General features: G+C 65.7%; 14 protein-coding genes and 1 tRNA gene. 13 read left to right on the top strand and 2 right to left on the bottom strand.

The features are described 5' to 3' along the window. Positions 1-134 precede the first annotated feature (134 nt). A tRNA-Val gene (locus WS69_RS19450) sits at positions 135-211 on the top strand. A gap of 524 nt (positions 212-735) precedes the next feature. Here the strand turns inward: WS69_RS19450 and wecB are convergent. Further along, the gene (gene wecB, locus WS69_RS19445; RefSeq protein ID WP_059472324.1) at positions 736-1,950 is read right to left on the bottom strand and encodes a non-hydrolyzing UDP-N-acetylglucosamine 2-epimerase; all 1,215 of its coding nucleotides are present in this window, start codon (positions 1,948-1,950) and stop codon (positions 736-738) included. Positions 1,951-2,275: 325 nt separating this feature from the next. Here wecB and WS69_RS34915 point away from each other — a divergent pair, with 325 nt between their 5' ends. The 11 genes from WS69_RS34915 (at position 2,276) to WS69_RS19390 (ending at position 14,670) form a co-directional block, all read left to right on the top strand. Then, positions 2,276-2,638 carry a hypothetical protein gene (locus WS69_RS34915; RefSeq protein WP_231747170.1) on the top strand — a complete coding sequence of 121 codons (363 nt, stop codon included), beginning with the start codon at positions 2,276-2,278 and terminating at the stop codon, positions 2,636-2,638. A 552-nt stretch (positions 2,639-3,190) separates the two neighbouring features. Beyond that, complete coding sequence (locus WS69_RS19430; protein WP_059472320.1) at positions 3,191-4,774, top strand: glycosyltransferase family 2 protein; 1,584 nt, start codon at positions 3,191-3,193, stop codon at positions 4,772-4,774. 3 nt (positions 4,775-4,777) lie between these two features. Further along, complete coding sequence (locus WS69_RS19425; protein WP_059472319.1) at positions 4,778-5,770, top strand: polymer-forming cytoskeletal protein; 993 nt, start codon at positions 4,778-4,780, stop codon at positions 5,768-5,770. 15 nt (positions 5,771-5,785) lie between these two features. Continuing rightward, positions 5,786-6,940 (top strand): YaiO family outer membrane beta-barrel protein, encoded by a 1,155-nt coding sequence (locus tag WS69_RS19420; protein WP_059472318.1) that lies wholly within the window; start codon positions 5,786-5,788, stop codon positions 6,938-6,940. A 12-nt stretch (positions 6,941-6,952) separates the two neighbouring features. Then, positions 6,953-7,744, top strand: a complete 792-nt coding sequence (locus tag WS69_RS19415) for a hypothetical protein (RefSeq protein ID WP_059472317.1) — start codon at positions 6,953-6,955, stop codon at positions 7,742-7,744. 324 nt (positions 7,745-8,068) lie between these two features. Then, entirely contained in the window at positions 8,069-10,198 is a 2,130-nt protein-coding gene (locus WS69_RS19410; RefSeq protein WP_059472316.1) for a polysaccharide deacetylase family protein, read from the top strand. Positions 10,199-10,284: 86 nt separating this feature from the next. After that, on the top strand, positions 10,285-11,370 hold the full coding sequence (locus WS69_RS19405; RefSeq protein WP_059472323.1) for a hypothetical protein: 1,086 nt from the start codon (positions 10,285-10,287) through the stop codon (positions 11,368-11,370). Between the two features lie 43 nt (positions 11,371-11,413). Further along, positions 11,414-13,231, top strand: a complete 1,818-nt coding sequence (glmS, locus tag WS69_RS19400) for a glutamine--fructose-6-phosphate transaminase (isomerizing) (RefSeq protein WP_059472315.1) — start codon at positions 11,414-11,416, stop codon at positions 13,229-13,231. A 371-nt stretch (positions 13,232-13,602) separates the two neighbouring features. Next, positions 13,603-13,974 (top strand): hypothetical protein, encoded by a 372-nt coding sequence (locus WS69_RS33545; protein WP_156438253.1) that lies wholly within the window; start codon positions 13,603-13,605, stop codon positions 13,972-13,974. Positions 13,975-13,994: 20 nt separating this feature from the next. After that, positions 13,995-14,231: a hypothetical protein gene (locus WS69_RS19395; protein WP_010110536.1), complete on the top strand. Its 237-nt coding sequence runs from the start codon at positions 13,995-13,997 to the stop codon at positions 14,229-14,231. Position 14,232: 1 nt separating this feature from the next. Then, positions 14,233-14,670: a hypothetical protein gene (locus tag WS69_RS19390; RefSeq protein WP_059472314.1), complete on the top strand. Its 438-nt coding sequence runs from the start codon at positions 14,233-14,235 to the stop codon at positions 14,668-14,670. A gap of 167 nt (positions 14,671-14,837) precedes the next feature. On the opposite strand, the gene WS69_RS33540 is transcribed toward WS69_RS19390, so the two are convergent. Beyond that, a complete protein-coding gene (locus tag WS69_RS33540) occupies positions 14,838-15,320 on the bottom strand; it encodes a hypothetical protein (RefSeq protein ID WP_156438251.1) in 483 nt (160 codons plus the stop codon). Positions 15,321-15,604: 284 nt separating this feature from the next. Here WS69_RS33540 and WS69_RS19385 point away from each other — a divergent pair, with 284 nt between their 5' ends. Beyond that, a complete protein-coding gene (locus WS69_RS19385; protein WP_082716320.1) occupies positions 15,605-18,619 on the top strand; it encodes a DEAD/DEAH box helicase in 3,015 nt (1,004 codons plus the stop codon). Positions 18,620-18,660 lie beyond the last annotated feature (41 nt).

The following is an 18,660-nucleotide window of genomic DNA, read 5'->3' as shown; positions in this document are numbered from 1 at the left end:
CGGCTGGCTTCATGCCGCACCCAAAAACCGGACAGATTACGTGCTACAGACCCGGACAATTCATTTGCTCGCGACATTTTTCACAAAAGGGCTTGTGCGCCCGCGAGAGGCTCTCTATAATTCGCGCCTCACACAGGCTCGTAGCTCAGTTGGTTAGAGCACCACCTTGACATGGTGGGGGTCGTTGGTTCGAATCCAATCGAGCCTACCAACGCACATCGGACGCGGATGAACGGCGCAGCAACGCCCTGACGGGCGGGCGCTTTCATCCGCGTTCTGCTTCATGCAGCGCTTGTCGCTCGTCCGGCGCAACGGACGGGACGGCGGCGGATCTTCCCTCGTTTTCGGCGTTTCGTTCGACGCGCATGCGCATGCACGGTCACGCGCGCAATCGCGTTTGCATCGCGCTGCGTCGCCAAATCGCACAATCGCTGCGTCACGCGATGCATGACGCGATGCATGACGCGTTACGACGCACGCCTCGCCTCGTCTCGCGCATCCCCCTCTCACACGTCCCGCATCACCTCTGCCGACAACACCGGCCCGCCGGACATTGTGTCGCGCGCGGCCCATGTCCGCAGCAGCACCCGCCGCATCCGCCGCCGATCCGTCCGGGCAGCGACGCGACCCGCCGCCGCCCGATCACCGGATGGCAGCCGCGCGCGCACCCGCAGACCTCGCCCGCCCGGGCGCTCGCACAGACGCCGCGGCCCGCGTGCCGCCAGACGATCACGTTCACGCGGACCTCAGTGCGTGCAGGCCGAGCGCAAGCGCATTGCATGGCGCTTCGATGGCGGCGAGCGGGAAGCGCGTCGCCGCGCCCGCACACGGCATGTTGAGCAGCGCATGGACGATCCGCTCGCTCGCATGGCCGTCACCGTACGGATTCGTCGCGCGCGACATCTCGTCGTATGCGTCGTCGTCGTCGAGAAGCCGCGACGCCTCGTCGACGATTCGCTCGGTATTCGTGCCGACGAGCCGCGCGGTGCCCGCCTGGATCGCCTCCGGCCGCTCGGTCGTCTCGCGCGTGACGAGCACGGGCTTGCCGAGCGCGGGCCCTTCTTCCTGGATGCCGCCCGAATCGGTGATGATGAAATGCGCGCGCGACATCAGGAACACGAACGACAGATACTCCTGTGGCGCGATCAGATGAACGTTCGACAGGCCGTCGAGCAGCGAATGCGCCGGTCTTTGCACGTTCGGATTCAGATGCAGCGGGTAGACGAAGCGCACGTCCGGATAGCGGAGCGCGAGCGTGCGCAGCGCGTCGCAGAAATGCTCGAACGGCTTGCCGAAGCTCTCGCGCCGATGGCCGGTGATCAGTATGACGCGCTCGTCGCGGCCGAGAAACGGAAACTGCGCGGCGATCTCGCATGCGAGCGGCGCGTCGGCGTCGAGCATGTGCTTCACGTCGTGCAGCGCGTCGATTACGGTATTGCCTGTCAGTACGACGCCTTCCGTCGGCACGCCTTCACTGAACAGGTTGTGCTGCGCGCGCTCGGTCGGCGCGAAGTGCCACGACGACACCGCATCCGTCACGCGCCGGTTCAATTCCTCGGGCCACGGCGACCAGATGTCGCCGCTGCGCAGCCCCGCTTCGACGTGGCCGATCGGCAGGTAGCGGTAGAAAGCGGCGAGGCTCACCGCGAGCGTCGTCGTCGTGTCGCCGTGCACGAGCACGACGTCCGGATCGAAGTCGTTGAACACGGCGCCGATCGTCTGAAGGATGCCCGTCGTCACGTCGGTCAGCGTCTGGCTTTGCCGCATCAGGTTCAGGTCGTACGCGGGCGTGATGTCGAACAGCTGGAGCACCTGGTCGAGCATCTGACGGTGTTGCGCGGTCACGCACACTTTTGCGTCGACGTCGGTTCGCGCCTGCAGCGCACGCACGAGCGGTGCCATTTTGATGGCTTCGGGACGAGTGCCGAACGCAAGCAAGATCTTCTTCATCCTGGTCCCCGATTCGCGGTTGTTCCAGTCGATCCGGCACGCGGCGAAGCGGCCGCGTGTCGCAAAGCTGCCGTGCGAGCGAGCGTTGCGCGCGGACCGTGTCGCGCCGTCAGGCTCGAACAGGCGGTCCGCTACGCGACGCGACGGTGTTTCGACATCCGTGCACAGCATGTCCGCGGTGATTCGTCGTGCGAATCGCGTCGCGGCCGGCTGGCTGGTCCGTGGCGATGGGGCTGTCACGTCATGAATCGCTCCTCGTGATGTCGGGGATCGGCAGCGCGCGCCACGCACGTCTGCGCGCGCCGCATGCGACGCACTGCGTCGCTTGCCATTCAGCAATATTCAAACCAGCGTCGTCGCAGCCTTGCCGTGCGGCGCGATGCGCCGTTCCGGCGCGTCGGAACGTCTCGCCGCTGTTACGGCGCGCGATCGCATTGCGCGGCGCGGCGCGGCGCGCGTCGTGCGCCGCGTTGGAGCGGTGCACAAATGCGGTTGCGGCGCGCTGCGCGCGCATGGGGTGCGGCGTCCGCCGAGTATCTTTGAGGCGCTTGGCTCCGGCGCGCATGGACGATCGTCGAGCGGACGGGCGACGCGCCTGTCGCGCGGCGCATTTCGTCAGGGATTTCCCGGTCGTGGCGGGCCGAAAGCGCGCCGTCGCCGCCGCCGTCGCGAAACGTTGCGATTCTGAAACGCGGCCATGCTGCGATGCTCATGGACGCGGGAGACGCGCGCCGGGCGTGCGCAGGCGCCAATCGTCCGCGCTAACGACGGGAGCTCGAGCATGGCGAAGTCGATTCGCGCGCGCGTCGCCACGGCGGCGCGCGGGCGCTTCGCGACTGCTTGCGAGCGCGCGCACGCGCACGATGCGCGAGGCGGTGTCGGCGGCGGCTGCCTCGACGTTGATTCGTCGGTGAATCAAAACGCTGCGCCCGAGTCGGTGCGCGGTCCCCGACTTCGCCGCGAAATCGTTGCCGCGCGGTCGTTTCCGCACGATGGCTCGTCCTTTGCTTTGAACCACCACACGCCCGTTCCGACGCGATTCGACAACAGCACACCAAAGGAACGGCCGATGTGACGAAACCGGAAACCCGGCGTCGCGGCGCATGTTCCGCGACGCGGCGCGACGAACGGCGACGCGCGACATGCGACACGCGCGCGGCACTCAGCGCCGGTTTCCTTTTGCAAGTCCGTGCGGGGGGCGAGCGCGAGCCGCTGCCGACGCGGGCACGGGGACACGAGCATGAAGAACAGGCGGGCGATGTCGTTGTGCGTGGAATGCGTGCTGCTGCTGATCGTGTTCGCGTGCTCGCTGGCCGTGCGCGATACCGCAATGCGGCCGGCGTCCGCATCGCTCGCGTCGGTTCCGCTCATGCGCGCGGCAGAGACAGTCTTGCACGTCCGCGCGTTCGCCGAGCCGAGCCGGCCGGACGCGGATGCGGATGCGATTGCGTTTCCGCCCGCCGAGCCCGCGCCGTTCGATACGGCGAGACCGCCGTTCGCGGCCGTCCGTCCGCCTGCCGCCGGCGCGCAGTCCGCGTCCGGCAGCGGTATCGCCGCCGCGCTGTGCACGGCCTACCTGTGGATGTTCGCGCTGCTGACCTGCATCTACGCGGCGCGCCACTACGTGTTCAGTCTCGATCGCCTGTTCAAGCCGCAGCACGCGCCGTACTGCGCGATCACGCACGCGGACTGGCCGGAGATTACGGTGTTCGTCGCCGCGCACAACGAGGAGGCGGTCGTCGTCGATTGCTTGATGGCGCTGCTCGCGACGACTTATCCGCGCGACCGGCTGACGATCATTCCGGTCAACGACCGCTCGACCGACGACACGCGCGCGCTGATCGACGGCGTGCAGGCGCTCGCGCCCGATCTCATTAAGCCGTTTCACCGCGAGAGCGGCAAGCCGGGCAAGGCGGCGGCGCTGAAGGACGCGCTGCGCGAGATTCGCGGCGACATCATGGTCGTGTTCGACGCCGACTATCTGCCGCGCCCGGGCCTGCTCAAGGAGCTGGTCGCGCCGTTCTTCGATCCGGAAGTGGGCGCGGTGATGGGCCGCGTCGTGCCGCAGAACGCCAATCGCAATCTGCTTGCGCGCCTCCTCGATCTGGAGCGTGCGGGCGGCTATCAGGTCAACCAGCAGGCGCGCAACAACCTCGGCCTCGTGCCGCAGTACGGCGGCACGGTCGGCGGGGTCCGCAAGAGCGCGCTCGATGCGGTCGGCGGCTGGCGCGACGACACGCTCGCCGAAGACACCGACATGACCTACCGGCTGCTGCTGAGCGACTGGCGCACCGTCTACCTGAACCATGCGGAGTGCTACGAGGAAGTGCCGGAGCGCTGGCCCGTGCGCGCGCGTCAGCTCACCCGCTGGGCGAAGGGCCACAACCAGACGCTGTTCCGTTATCTGATTCCGCTGTTGTGCAGCCCGGTGATGTCGCGACGCTGCCGCCTCGACGGCGCGCTGCTGCTCGGCGTGTTCGTGATGCCCGCGCTGCTCGCGCTCGCGTGGGGCGTCGCGCTCGCGCTCTATCTGACGAACGGCATCGATTCGCTCGCGCTCGGCCTGCTCATGTCCGTGTTCGCGCTCTTCGCCTTCGGTACGTTCGGCAACTTCGGCGTGTTCTTCGAGATCGTCGTCGCGGCGCGCCTCGACGGCCGCGCGACGCGATTGCGGCTCGTGCCGGTGAACGTCGTCGGATTCTGCGTGACGATCGCGGCGGTCGTCGCCGCGCTGTGGGGGCTCGCGCTCGACGTGCTGCTGCGTCGCGAGTTGCGTTGGGACAAGACCGAGCGCTTTCGCCGGCCGTTGAAATCGGGACGATGAGCGATGACGACCTTCAACGTGATGATGCCGGTAGCGGGGATGCTAGGCCTGCCGTTCCTGCCGCTCCTGAACGAACTGGTGAAGCGCAGCGACGTCGACGCGCTGCCGATCGGCGACGGCCCGTTCATCGACTATCCGCGCCGCGCCGCGCAGTGGCTCGATGCGCTGCGCGCGAACGTGCGCGGCGAGCCGCCCGCGCAGGGCGGCGCGGCGCCGCCGTGGCAGGCGCTCGGCCTGCGCGTCGAGCACGTCGATGCGCTTAGCCTCGCGCGCGGCGAGCGGCGCGACGGCGTGCTGTACGCGGACCGGACGATCGCGCTCGGAGCGGGCTCGCAAGCCGCGTACGCGTTCGCCGAGGTGCGCATCGAGATTCGCGCGGGCGCGACGCTCGGCGGGTTCGCGTACGCGCCGAGCGTCGACATCGACAACACGCTCGTGCGCGGCGCGGTGATCGGGCAGACAGTGCGCCTGAACGGTTGCGGGGGATTCGCGAATCTGCACGGCACGCCGATCGTGTTCGGCCGCACCGCGCGCGCGTTCGGCCGCGACGGCGCGCTGACGCCGCATCGCGCGATGTCCATCGTGAGCCACCTGTCCGGCGTGCCGCATCGCGTTCTGCACGACCGCTATCTGGTGCAGCGCGACGTCCGCCTGCCGCCGCACACGATCCTGCACGGCACGCTGATCGTCGAAGGCCGGCTGACCCTCGGTGAGGGCTGCGTGCTGCTCGGCAGCGTGAAGGCGCACAGCGTCGAGCTCGAGTGCGATGCGCTGCTGCACGGCGCGGTGTTCGCGCGCCACGACGTGTTGCTCGACGAAGCGAGCTGCATCGACGGCGTCGTGTCGGCGGGCGGCCTGCTGCGGCTGACGGGCGCGCGTATCGGCGCGGCCGATCATCCGGTCAGCGCGTGCGCGCGCGATGTGTCGATCGTCGGCCATGCATGCGTACACGGCGATCTCGTCGCGTGGCGCAGCGGCTGGTATCAAGCGTCGTAAAAAGAGGAGATCGACATGCATGCGCTTCGTTGCCGATGCGGCCCGCCCGTTCCCCTCGCCGCACTCGCGCTCGCCTGCGTCTGCGCGTTCGGCGCGTCGCCTGCGCGCGCGGCCTCGACCGATGCGCCGGCTGCGGCTTCCGCCGAACTTCCCGCGCCGCCGGCTGCCGCGTCGGCCGAATCTCCCGCGCCGGCCGCGATCGCGGCGGCGGCCGCATCGCAGCCGGCACCGCAGCCGGCACCGCAGCCCATGACGCAACCCGTGACGCAACCCGTGACGCCGCTTGCGCCGCCGCCTGCTGCGCCGCTCGTCATCGTGCCGCGTCAGTTCGACGAGACGGCGCTCGTGAAGGTTGGTTCGGAGGGAATGCCCGACGGCTGGCCGCTCGCCGAGGTCACGCCGAGCCAGGAGAATCAGCCGACGCTGCCGGAGGCGATCGTCACGCATGTCCAGGCGCCGCAGGAGCGGCACACGGAGCTGTCGCTCGCGTATTCGACCGCGCATCTGACGCACGGCTACGGCAACTGGTACGGCGTGCATCTGCGCGGCCTCTATCAGGCGGGCGGCCGCACGGTCATCGGCGAGCTCTCGCAGCTCCACCGCTTCGGCGAGACCACGCAGCTCGGCGCGATCACTTACGTCCAGGACATGGGGCCCGACTGGTTCGGCGGCATCGGCTTTGCGGGCACGACGTCCGGCACGATCCTGCCGAGCGCGCGCGTCGACCTGTCGATCAACCGCAAGCTGCTCTCGAACCGTTCGCTCGTGCTGTCGGCGGGCGCGGGCTATGCATGGAACCGCAACGGCCACCGCGACCAGCTCTATCACCTCGGCGCGATCTGGTACGCGCTGCCGAAGTGGATATTCGAGGCGGGCTGGAACTATACGGTCGACTCGCCGGGCTCAGTGAAGGCGCCCGCGTATTACGGCGCGGTCACGTACGGCGAAGTCGGCAAGAGCGTGATCGTACTGCGTGGCGGTTTCGGCCGCGAGGCGTATCAGGCGATCGGCAACAACGCACAGATCACCGATTTCCGCAGCCACGAGATGTCGCTGAAGTGGCGCTACTGGATCACGCGCAAGTGGGGTACGCAGGTCGAGTTCGATTACTACCACAACCCGTACTACTCGCGTTTCGGCGGCGAAGTTGGCGTGTTCTATCGATGGTGACGGGCGGGCCGCATGGATATCGATCCCGTCCCGCCGTCCGCCGATCGCTCGCTGCGCACGCACTCGCATCCGCGGCGCTGGCTCGCGTCGATTGCCTGTCTCACTCCTGCGCTGTACGCGCTGCTGTGGCTCGCGCTGCCGTACGCGTGGCGATACTGGCGTGCGGTCGTCGGATGGGGCGCGCGCCAGCTCGATCCGTCGCTGACCGCGGTCGTGCTCGGCTATCCGGCGCGGGCGCCGCGCGTGCCGCTGCTGTCGATCAATCTCGTTGCGCGGATGCCGAGCGGCACGCTGCTGTTCGCGACCGCCGCGGTCTGCACGGCGGGCTTCGCGGCCACGTTCGTTCATCAGACGAAATGGCTGCCCGTTGCATACCTGCTACGGATCGCTGCGTTCGTGCAGCTGACGATTTGCCTGTATTTCTGGGCGATGTACGGTTCGGCCGCGTCCGGCGCGGCGACGCCGGGCACGTTCCCGTACGACGCGTCGCTTCATTTGCGAGATGTGTTCGTGATGAACGCCGCGGCGATCGCACTGATTCCGGTGCTGATGGCGGCGCTCTACTATCCGCTCGATTTCTCGTTCGCGCAGAAGGCGTTTGCATCGTTGCTCGTGCTCGGCTATTTCGTGCTGGCGCTGCCGTTCGTGCTGCTGCTGCACGCGGTCGTGATCTATCACGGCTCGCTCTTGCTCGTGCCGTTCTGCCATTTCGTGCTCGGCGCGCCACTCCTGATCGGACTGCTCGTCACGCTTTACAGCTATTGCGCGAGCTGGCGCGGCGCGTTGACGCGCAAGCCGCCCTGAGCGGCCGAAAAGAAAAACCTCTCCGTATCAGCGCTGAGACGATTTCACGCGATTTCGTCAGAGGTGATCCATACGATCGATCGCAGAGCCAGATCGTTCTGGCATCCGAAGCAAATGGCACGGAGCTCGCTTCTACCGGGGGAGGGGGATTGCAGTGCTACGCCGAATACGAGGCAACGCTGTCATCGGAGGACGCCGGACAGCTTGCCGGCGCGAAGTGCGGCCATCACATCTACGAGGTCGGAACCGGCATGCCGGGGGGCGGCGCGCCTGCCACATCGTGGCCGGTCGCGAGCCGCCCTTCCCTGTAGAGAGGAGCGCATCATGTTTGCAAAGTCAGGCAAATTCTTGCGAGTCGTGTTCGCGTTGTTCGCGCTCGCGTTCGCGTTCAGCCCAGGCGGTGCGCGGGCAGCCACCAATCAACTGTTGTTGCTGGTGCCGGATACGCTCACGCTGCCCGACTCGAGGGTGTCCGCCTGGCTCGACAGCGCACAGGAGGAAGGGTTGCAGATCACGGTGATGACCGACAGCCAGTTCATGCAGGCGGGCGCGACGCTGTCGCAATATCCGGGGCTCATCCTGCCCGACCAGGTGCATACGGTCGCCGACGACACGCTCGTCACCGCGATCCGGAACTACGTGCTGAACGGCGGCAAGGTGTTGCTCGTCTACGACTTCGGCGTGCTGAATTCGGCGGGCTTCTATCCGATTCCGAAATCGCGCTTCAGCTCGATGGTCGGCGTCGACTACGTACTGTACGACCAGCTCGGCGCCAACATGATCGGCCTCGGCAACGTGACCGGCATGAGCAGCTGGCTGCGCACGCTCCAGGTGCCGCCCGGCAAGTCGATGACGTGGACGACGACGTCGGCGACCGCGACGACGAACGCGCTGCTGTCGACGGCGGCCGGCGCGACGAGCACGGCCACGTCGGGCACGCTGATGTACTTGTCCGCGAGCCCGTCGAACCCGGGCGGCCTGGAGGGCTACAACCACGGCGCGTGGTTCGGCTACACATTGCCGAAGAATGGCAAGGGCACGTTCACGTCGACCGCGCCCAAGCTGACGGGCTTCGTCACCGGCAAGCCGGTCAAGTCGGGCACGTACACCGCGAGTTCGCTGGCGACCGCCGTGACGACCACGGCGAACACGCTGCTCGCGACGACGAACACGCTGACTGATACGCTCGAAGGCATCTCGGGCTACGTGTACGGCTTCCTCACGTATCCGAGCTTCGTCACGCAAGGCACGTATACCGGCACGACGATCCTGACGTCGCCGACCTTCGGTCTCGTGTCCGGCTACAACACGTACGGCAACGGCGGCGTGCTGTTCGTGAACCTGCCGCTCGCGTACCTCGACGGCCAGACCGACGGCATGCTGATCCACGGCTACCTGCGCTACTTCGGCACGAACCTGTTGAAGCTGCCGTCACTGTCGAATTTACCGGGGGCGAAGGCCGGACTCGTGTTCAACTGGCACTTCTGCGCGGAAGACCAGATCCAACCGGCGATGTATCTGAAGAGCCTCGGCGTGTGGACGAACGGCCCGTTCTCGATCGTATTCACCGCCGGCCCGGACGAAGCGACGTTCGGCGACGGCGACGGCATCAACCTCGACTCCAACTCGACCGCGCTGAATCTCGTCAAGTACCTTCTCAGCAAGGGCCACCACATCGGCAGCCACGGCGGATGGATACACGACTACTGGGGCGCGTATGCGAGCGAGACGAACCAGAGCACGTTCCAGCAGTATCTGGTGATGAACCATCAGGCCGTGATGACCGCGACCGGGCAGCCCGACGTCGAATACGCGGCGCCCGAAGGCAACACGCCGACCTGGTCTGTGAACTGGCTCGAAGCAAACGGCTTCAACGGCTACTACTTCACTGGCCACACCGGTTCCGAGCCGACCCGCGCGTATCGCAACGGCGCGCTGCTGAACCCGGGCCTGTGGTCATATCCGGTGATGCCGTTCGGCAAGTACGCGACGTTCGAGGAGTTCCAGCAATACGGCGTGCCGCTCACCGACGTCACGAACTGGTATACGAACCTCATCAACTTCGTCGTCGCGAACCGGACGAGCCGGCTGATCTACGCGCACCCGTACGGTGCGTCGTTCTATCCGACCGTGCTGGCGTCGATCTTCACGCAGGCGAACGCGTTGAAGCTGCTCGGCCGGTTCACGTGGTACACGATGAGCGACATCACGAACTTCGACCGCTCGCGTCTGAACGTTACGTGGTCGGAGACCGACATGGGCGGTAGCTGGGCATTCGCGGCGAGCCATCCGACGAACCTCGCGAACATGACGTGGCTGTTGCCGAAGGCGGCGTATGCACAGCCGATCGTCACGCAAGGCGCGGCCACTATCGTCGGCACCGACGCGACGAACTGGCTCGTGATCGCCGGCACCGGCACGAGCCTCAAGTTCACGAGCGCGAAGTTGCAGTGATGTAGCTCATGCAACACGCCGCCGGCACGGCTTCGGCCGCGCCGGCGACGACACGGAAGCACAACCGCGCGGAAGCGCACGACATCATGAATCGGTCCGCGCTCGTCGGGGCCGCTTGCACATGCGCGGCGGCCCGCCTTCTGCTACGCTGCGCATCGCGCGTCGCAGCTCTTGCCATGTGCGGCGTCGCGCTTTGCGCGCACGCCGCCGAGTTGCAATTGAGCGGCTACTACCAGCGGCCCGACGGCGCGATCACCGTGCGCCTGAACGGCGCCGGCATCGATCCGTATTTCGCCGCGAAGGCGCTCCTCGGCGCCGCCGATGCGCAACTCGACGCGCGCCAGGCCGCGCGCGCATGGATCGCGTGGCTGCTGCCGCGCCAGCGCGCGGACGGCGGCTTCGACCGCTTTTGCGTGAAGGACAGTCAATACATCGCCTGTGCGGACGCCGACGCCGACGACTCGATGATGGCGACATGGATGGAGTTGCTCGTCCGCTTTGCGCCGCCGAACGGCATGCCTGCGAATTGGGCGCGCAGCCTCGCGCGCGCGAGCGCGCATCTCGACACGCTGCTCGACAAGCGCACGGGCGTCTATCAGATCTCGCCGACGCTGCACGTCGCGCTGCTGATGGACAACGTCGAAGTGCACAGTGCGCTGCAGGCGCTCGCCGCGTACTACATCCGGCGCTCCGACTACGCGCACGCGAGCCCGTGGAGCCATCGCGCCGACCGGCTGTCGGCCGCGATCCTGCAGGTGTTCTGGCGCGGCACGCAATCGGGCTTCCGGGCGAGCACGCAGCAGGTCGACGACACGAGCTTCTACCCGGAGAAAGTCGCGCAGATCTTTCCGATCCTGTCGGGCATCCACGTGCCCGATCAATCGAACGCGACGATCTACGCGCAATGGATGCACCGCTACGGCAAGACCTGGCTGCAACTCGCCGGCACTGACTATCCGTGGGGCTTGATCGCGCTCATCGCTTACAAGATGAACGACTGGAACACCGTCGCGTGCTGGCATGCGCGTTCCGGTCCCTATCGGCACGGTCCGCACTGGAACGTACTCGAGGAGGCGCTTTATCTGGCATTCGAAAGCAGGATGGCCGATCCGGTCGCGCCCGCGCGCTGCGGGTTCACGACGGCGTCGGCCGCCGCCGTGCTGCGTCGATGAAAAGACGCGTGCAGGCATCGCAAGTCATCGGAGGTAACGAGTCATGTGTGGCATCGTCGGCGCGGTCGCGCAACGGAACATCGTTCCGATTCTGATCGAAGGCTTACGCCGCCTCGAATATCGCGGCTACGATTCGTGCGGCGTCGCGACCGTGGTCGACGGCGTCGCGCGACGTGAACGCAGCGTGTCGCGCGTCGCCGATCTCGAAGCGCACGTGCGCACGGCCGGGCTGACCGGCAGCACGGGGATCGCGCACACGCGCTGGGCGACGCACGGCGCGCCTGCGACGTGCAACGCGCATCCGATCTTCTCGCGCGATCACATCGCGCTCGTCCACAACGGCATCATCGAGAATCACGAAGCGCTGCGCTCGCAGTTGTCCGAGCAGCATTACGAGTTCGACGGACAGACCGACACCGAAGTCGTCGCGCATCTGATTCACAGCAAGTATCGCGGCGACCTGCTGTCCGCGGTTCGCGACGCGACGTTGCAATTGCGCGGCGCATACGCGATCGCCGTGTTCAGCAAGACCGAGCCGAACCGGCTGATCGGCGCGCGCGTCGGCTCGCCGCTCGTCGTCGGGTTGAAGGACGGCGAGTGCTTTCTCGCATCGGACGCGCTCGCGCTCGCCGGCATCACCGATCAGTTCATTTTTCTCGACGAAGGCGACATCGTCGAGCTGACGCCGGACGGTGCGCGGATCGTCGATCGCAACGGCACGCCGGTCGCGCGCGCGGTGCAGACCGTGTCGTCGACGCAGGGCGCCGTGGAGCTCGGCGATTATCGGCACTTCATGCAGAAAGAGATCTACGAGCAGCCGCGCGCGGTGGCCGCGACGATTCCCGACGCCGGGCTCTTCGATCCGGCGGTGTTCGGCCATGACGCGCGGCGTGCGTTCGAGCAGATCGACAACGTGCTGATTCTCGCGTGCGGGACGAGCCACTACGCGGGACTGACCGCGCGCCGCTGGCTCGAGACGATCGCGCGGATACCCGCGCAGGCCGAGATCGCAAGCGAGTACCGGTACAGCGACGCGGTCGCGATGCCGAACACGCTGATCGTCGTCGTATCGCAATCGGGCGAGACGGCCGATACGCTCGCCGCACTGAAGTATGCGCAGGCGCTCGGCCACATCGACACGCTGGCGATCTGCAACGTGCCGACGAGCGCGATGATGCGGCAGACCGGGTTGCGCTTCCTGACGCGGGCGGGCCCGGAGATCGGCGTCGCGTCGACGAAGGCGTTCACGACGCAGCTCGTCGCGCTGTTCGTCCTTGCGGCCACGCTCGGGCGGATGCGCGGCTGCGTCGACGACGCACAGCTCGCGCGCTATTCGCAGCAACTGCGCCGGCTGCCCGGCGCGCTCGAGGACGTGCTCGCGCTCGAGCCGCAGATCGCGGGTTGGGCGGACGAGTTCGCCCAGCACGAGAATGCGCTGTTCCTCGGACGCGGGCTCCACTATCCGATCGCGCTCGAAGGCGCGTTGAAGCTGAAGGAGATCTCGTATATCCATGCGGAAGCGTATCCGGCGGGCGAGCTGAAACACGGGCCGCTCGCGCTCGTGACGCAGACGATGCCGGTCGCGACGATCGCGCCGAACGACGCGCTGCTCGAGAAGCTCAAGTCGAACATGCAGGAAGTGCGCGCGCGCGGCGGGCAGCTTTACGTGTTTGCCGATGCAGACACGCGGATCGACAACGGCAATGGGATTTCGGTCTTGAGGATGCCCGATTACTACGGATTGCTGTCGCCGATCCTGCATGTCGTGCCGTTGCAACTGCTCGCGTATCACGCGGCGTGCATCAGGGGGGCGGATATCGACAAGCCGAGGAATCTGGCGAAATCGGTGACGGTCGAGTAGGGGGCTGGTGCGACGAGGCATCGCGCCGCCGATTCCGGACTATTGCCCGTTACTCGTTACCCGTTGCCCGTTGCGCAAACTGCGCCGGCGATGCGTGCCCGAGTCGCACGCGGTTTCCACGGAAGCGCGCGACGCAACGGCGAATTGAAGCAGCGCGGACCGGACGCCGGTAGGCGCGGCGTAATCGCCGACCGGTGTGCGCGCCGGGCAATGCGCCCGGCGCGGTGGTTTCGACGATGACCGCGGCGTTCGCACCGGTGCCGGCGATGCGTCGTCGAGCGGCGGTTATGCCGCGTTCGCTTCGCTTGTGAAACAACGAAAAGATCAACCGCCTACGCGTCTCGTTTTGTCGGGACCCCGAGTGTCGCGCATTGCTTCTCGGCCGCATCGTCTCGCAACGCACAGGATTGAAATCAGACGTCGACGATGCGAAAACGAGCATCGAATCCTGGATGCCGAGCCTGCAAGTCGCATATATCCGGATGACCGGACAGAAGCGTATTCCGATTCTCGTCGGCGATATGTTCGGAGCGCACCACGACAAGCCGATGCGGCGAAGAGGCGGTGCGGGCGCGTGCCGATCGTGGCCAAAGTCCGTCGATGCATTATCCAATCACTTAATTCGATTATCTAATTATCATGTAAAGAATGGATTTTTGACATGTGAGTTTCAATGCACTAGCTTTAATCCGGTACGCGGCGCAAAAAAACCAAGTACCCCAGTGCAGGTCATCAACAACTGAAATAGCCTGTGGAGACAACCATGAAACCAACCGAATTCAAGATCACAGTGTCCGGCGCGGCGTTGGACGGGAGACAAATCGCGCACGCGTCCGCGCATCTGAACATCGCGCTGCTCACCGCGCTCGTCGGCGAAAATTCCACGCAGATCAAGGGGCCGGCGTGGAACGTGGTCTTGCCGAACGGCGGAAGGCTCATCCTGGCCGAGGCAGCGGAGCGTTTGCTCAGAGTCGCCGAACAAGAGCAGATCGGAGAGTGAGATGACGCCGGCTGGAGGAAACTCCGCTGGCGCGGCTTGGGCCGATGCGGGCGAAGCTTCGCTCGGCACCTGTCCGAGTGCGCCGGCCGAGTCGGCGTCGGCAGTGCTGGGTGCGGTGATGGACAGCGGGACCGTCGCCTATATCAGCCCGAAAATCCCGATCAGCCGCGAATTGCTCGACGGACTCCGTGCAAACGGCGTTCCGGTCGAAAACCGCGTTCGATTTCTCGGCCCATGCCTGGGCGGAAAATGCGCGCAGTGGACCGGACATCGTTGCGGACTTGCCGACGCGATCGTGAACCAGCCGGCCGTGCTTTCGCCGCCGGAAGAAGGACTGCCGAAATGCGGCATCCGAAGCACATGCAGGTGGTATGCGCAGCACGCGAGCGCCGCTTGCATGCAATGCCCCGTCGTCATCTATGAGCCGCACGCCGAATAGCGTGCCGATTTCGATGAAGGCGGTTGCATTCGCACGATGCCGGTACGCGGCAAGCATCAAGCATCAAGCATCAAGCATCGAGCATCGAGCATGACGTCCGGTGGCGACGGTAGCGCGTCGTAGGCAACGCGTCGCCGAACAGATTCCGTCTGGACGGAGCATAGCTGTCAGCCATTCCGCTTGCGAGGCGATGACGCGAGCAAGCGGTCGTCGACGTGCACCGGGGCCTGAATGTCGACAGCCATGTGTATTTCTCGTGATGCCTTGAGATCGACGTTTCGTTGAAATGCGTGCGAGGGCGATCGTTCGCGCGGCGGAATGCCGCCATTCACGAGATGTGGCAGTGTCGATGAACCACCTGGCCTGCGATGCGGCGATTCGCCCGCAACCGCTACGTCTTTGCGGGTCCGGGTCATTTTTTCCGTGATTTTTCCGTGATCGCCGGCGCGTCGCATGGCTGAACGTGCTTGCCGGTCGTGCCGGCACTGAAACATCTTTCCGACGACCCGGCTCGGCGAACCTGAAGCGGCGTTGGAAATCCTCGATTCGAAAGCAATTGCATCGCTTTGCAGATCCGTGTTGATACGGGCCGCCGCAGGCGAACACGCGACGAACCGCGATTTCAGCCGAAGTGCCCGGTATCCGTTCAACAGGGTGGGCGGTCAATCAAAGGAATTGCATCTCGCGTGCGCCGTCTGGTTTCGTTCTGTTGCGACCGAATCGACGAGGCGCATGCGGGCGCAGCCGCATCCGATTCCCGCCATGTACGCGACCGCAATTGGCCAATCACGCGAAGCGATCACATTGCCGCTAATATAATCAGACGAATCTGGCAATCAGCACCTTGCAGCGGCCTTCGACGTTCGCCATCGGCGCCGTATGCAAGCCTCCGACAGCGGCAATCCACGTCGCTCAACCATCGACCGAAAAAGCCATGCACGACAAATCGAAAGCTTACGCTGCATATTGGAGGAATTCGCTCGTCGACGCCGAGTTGGGAAAGGGGACGCTGAAAAGAGACGAACTGGACGCGCACCGGAAGGTATCGGAAACGGAAGCGCAAACAGGTTTCCTGCACGAGGATACTGTTGCGGCATTTTTTTCCGAGGAAGAAGACGATACCCGCTTCGTCGAAGTCGTCTATCGCCCGTTGCTTTACCGAGCGAAAGTCGAGCACGGCAAGATTGCTGAACAATTGCCGGAATGGGTTGCGCCGATCGTCACACAGGCGCTGTTGTCGCGCGACGGCTGCTTGCTGCCGAAAAACGACACGATCGTTCCCAGGGATATCCTGCAGCCGCTCGAAGCCGGCGCTTTTTCGATCGGAACCGTCGACGACCTCGACACGTTCCTGACGAAAGAAGGCGGCGCGCCGAACATGCTTCCCTCCGACGTGATCGACGACAGCGGCATGCAGCTCGACGAATTCGCGAAGCGCTGGGCTGCCTATCTCGCCGGAGTGCGCCGCATGCTGGATGCGGTATGCGGCGCATTCGTCTCCCGCACGCAGCAGTTCATGCTCGTCGATCATGCGCTCGTACTGAAGAAGAACGTCATCAAAGGCGCGACGCAGCATATCGTTCCGCTATACGACCATCTGCGCGACAAACGTCCCGAGTCGCCGCTCTTCGACACCTACGCGCGCGAGACCGCCGCCGAGATCGAGCCGTGCCTTTCGCTCGACGCGTCGTTTGCCGACAGACTGGGACATTCGAGCGATCGCTTCGCGCTCGTCGACGCGCAGCGCGCGGCGCTCAATCACGTGCTTGCCGCGCAAGACGGCGAAATCGTCGCCGTGAATGGTCCGCCCGGCACGGGCAAGACGACGCTGCTGTTGTCCGTCGTCGCGTCGCTGTGGGCGCGCGCGGCGCTCGACGGCGGCGATCCGCCCGTGGTGTGCGCGGCGTCGACCAACAATCAGGCGGTGACCAACATCATCGACGCGTTCGGAAAGGACTTCTCGCACGGAGACGGGGCTTTGGGCGGCCGGTGGTTGCCCGGCGTCGCGAGCTTCGGCGCTTATATGCCGTCGCAGCAACGCGAAACGGAGTCGGCCGGCAAGTATCAGACCAACGCGTTCTTCGACGCGATCGAGACGACCGAATACGTCGATCGGGCGAGGGCGGAGTACCTGTCTCACGCGCGGGCGGCGTTTCCCGGCATGAAGGAGCCGACCGTCGCCGCAGTCGTCGCGCGGCTTCAGGATGAACTGAAGACGCTGGCCGGACGGCTCGCGGCCGCCGAAGGACATTGGCGTTTGTTGCGCGATGTGGAGGATGAGGTCGCGAACGAACTCGGCGGCGATGCCGCGAACGAAATGGCGCGCAGGCGGCAGGATGCAGCCGATAAAGGCGCGGAAGCGCGGCGATGGAAGACGATCAAGGATGGATGGGAGTCCTATCGGGCACGAGAGTCGCTGATTTACGCGTTCTTTTCGTGGTTGTCGCCTGTCGCGGACAAGCGCATCCGATTGGCGCGCGAACACCTGAAAGAAGCGTTGCGCGACGACCCGTTTGCGCCCGAGTCGCTAGGGGCGACGATGTCGGAGATCGAAGCGGCGATAGGTGAGTATTTTCAGGAGCACGCCCGATCGCGCGATGCCGCGGCGCTTTCGGTAGCGCGCGGCGAATCCGTGCTGCTTGCGCTGTCGGACGCGCAAGGCGACTTCCGGACGGCCGCGCGCGAAGCAGGCCTCGAAGTCGACGGCGAGGCGCTCACGCTCGCGCAGTGCGACCGCATCGCCGATACGCAACTGCGCTTCCGGATCTTCCTGTTGACGACGCATTACTGGGAAGGCCGCTGGCTGCTCGAAATGGCGCAGTGGATGCCCGCGATCCTGAAGACGAAGGAAAAGCGCAACCCCGGCCCTTCGACGCTGATGCCGCGCTTTCGGCGGCGCATGATGGTGACGCCGTGCATGGTGTCGACGTTCGCAATGTTGCCGAAGTATATGCGGACGTTCGTCGCCGGCGAGGGCGGATTTCGCGGCGAGTATCTGTACAACTTCATCGATCTGCTGATCGTCGACGAAGCGGGGCAGGTGCTGCCCGAAGTCGCGGGCGCGTCGTTTGCGCTTGCACGCAAGGCGCTCGTCATCGGCGACACCCAGCAGATCGAGCCGATCTGGTCGATTCCGCGTCAGGTCGACTTCGGCAATCTCGCGAATCTCGGGCTGGTGAGCGGAGAAAGCGAGACGGCGCAATACGAGAAGATCGCCGAGACCGGAAAGGCCGCGGCGAGCGGCAGCGTGATGCGCGTCGCGCAGAATGCGAGCCGTTTCCACGCGGACCCCGAGCTCGAGCGCGGGCTTTATCTCTACGAGCATCGACGTTGCTATGACGAGATCATTGCGTTCTGCAACACGCTTTGCTATCGCGGCAAGCTGCTGCCGCGGCGCGGGCGGGCGCCGGTCTCTGACGCGCAGGCGCCGGACTGCCTGCCGCCGATGGCGTACTTGCACATCGACGGCATCTGCGAGAGCCTGCCGACTGGAAGCCGCCGCAATCTGCTTGAAGCCGAGACGATCGCTGCGTGGCTGGCCGCGAATCGCGCGATGCTGGAAGCGAAATATCAAGCGCCGCTCGCTCGAATCGCCGGCATCGTGTCGCCGTTCGCCGCGCAGGTCGCGGCCATCCAGGCGGCGTGCGAGAAGCGCGGCATCGAAGTCGGCCGGGCCGACGGTCAACTGACGGGCGGCACCGTGCATTCGCTGCAAGGCGCGGAACGCCACGTCGTGATCTTCTCGCCCGTCTATTCGAAGCACGACGACGGCCGCTTCATCGACCGGAGCGCGAGCATGCTCAATGTCGCCGTCTCGCGCGCAAAGGACAGCTTCCTCGTGTTCGGCGACATGGATGTCTTTACGACAGCCGCGCCGAGCGAGCCGCGCGGCGTACTGGCGACGTTTCTCTTTAGAGACGGTTTCAAAAAGGCCCGGTGGGGCTGTTAACTTTCGCGGCGAGCTGTTAACCTCAGGCATCGGAACAACCG

Origin of the sequence: Burkholderia sp. BDU5 (genome assembly GCF_001522845.1) — a bacterium.
Lineage (GTDB): Bacteria > Pseudomonadota > Gammaproteobacteria > Burkholderiales > Burkholderiaceae > Burkholderia > Burkholderia mayonis.
This window is presented reverse-complemented; position numbering and strand designations above follow the sequence as displayed.

Coding starts and splice junctions, on each gene's coding strand:
- WS69_RS19385 (WP_082716320.1), top strand. CDS start 15,605: ATGCACGACAAATCGAAAGCTTACGCTGCATATTGGAGGAATTCGCTC.
- glmS (WP_059472315.1), top strand. CDS start 11,414: ATGTGTGGCATCGTCGGCGCGGTCGCGCAACGGAACATCGTTCCGATT.
- WS69_RS19420 (WP_059472318.1), top strand. CDS start 5,786: ATGCATGCGCTTCGTTGCCGATGCGGCCCGCCCGTTCCCCTCGCCGCA.
- wecB (WP_059472324.1), bottom strand. CDS start 1,950: ATGAAGAAGATCTTGCTTGCGTTCGGCACTCGTCCCGAAGCCATCAAA.
- WS69_RS19430 (WP_059472320.1), top strand. CDS start 3,191: ATGAAGAACAGGCGGGCGATGTCGTTGTGCGTGGAATGCGTGCTGCTG.
- WS69_RS19395 (WP_010110536.1), top strand. CDS start 13,995: ATGAAACCAACCGAATTCAAGATCACAGTGTCCGGCGCGGCGTTGGAC.
- WS69_RS19415 (WP_059472317.1), top strand. CDS start 6,953: ATGGATATCGATCCCGTCCCGCCGTCCGCCGATCGCTCGCTGCGCACG.
- WS69_RS19425 (WP_059472319.1), top strand. CDS start 4,778: ATGACGACCTTCAACGTGATGATGCCGGTAGCGGGGATGCTAGGCCTG.
- WS69_RS19405 (WP_059472323.1), top strand. CDS start 10,285: ATGAATCGGTCCGCGCTCGTCGGGGCCGCTTGCACATGCGCGGCGGCC.
- WS69_RS19390 (WP_059472314.1), top strand. CDS start 14,233: ATGACGCCGGCTGGAGGAAACTCCGCTGGCGCGGCTTGGGCCGATGCG.
- WS69_RS19410 (WP_059472316.1), top strand. CDS start 8,069: ATGTTTGCAAAGTCAGGCAAATTCTTGCGAGTCGTGTTCGCGTTGTTC.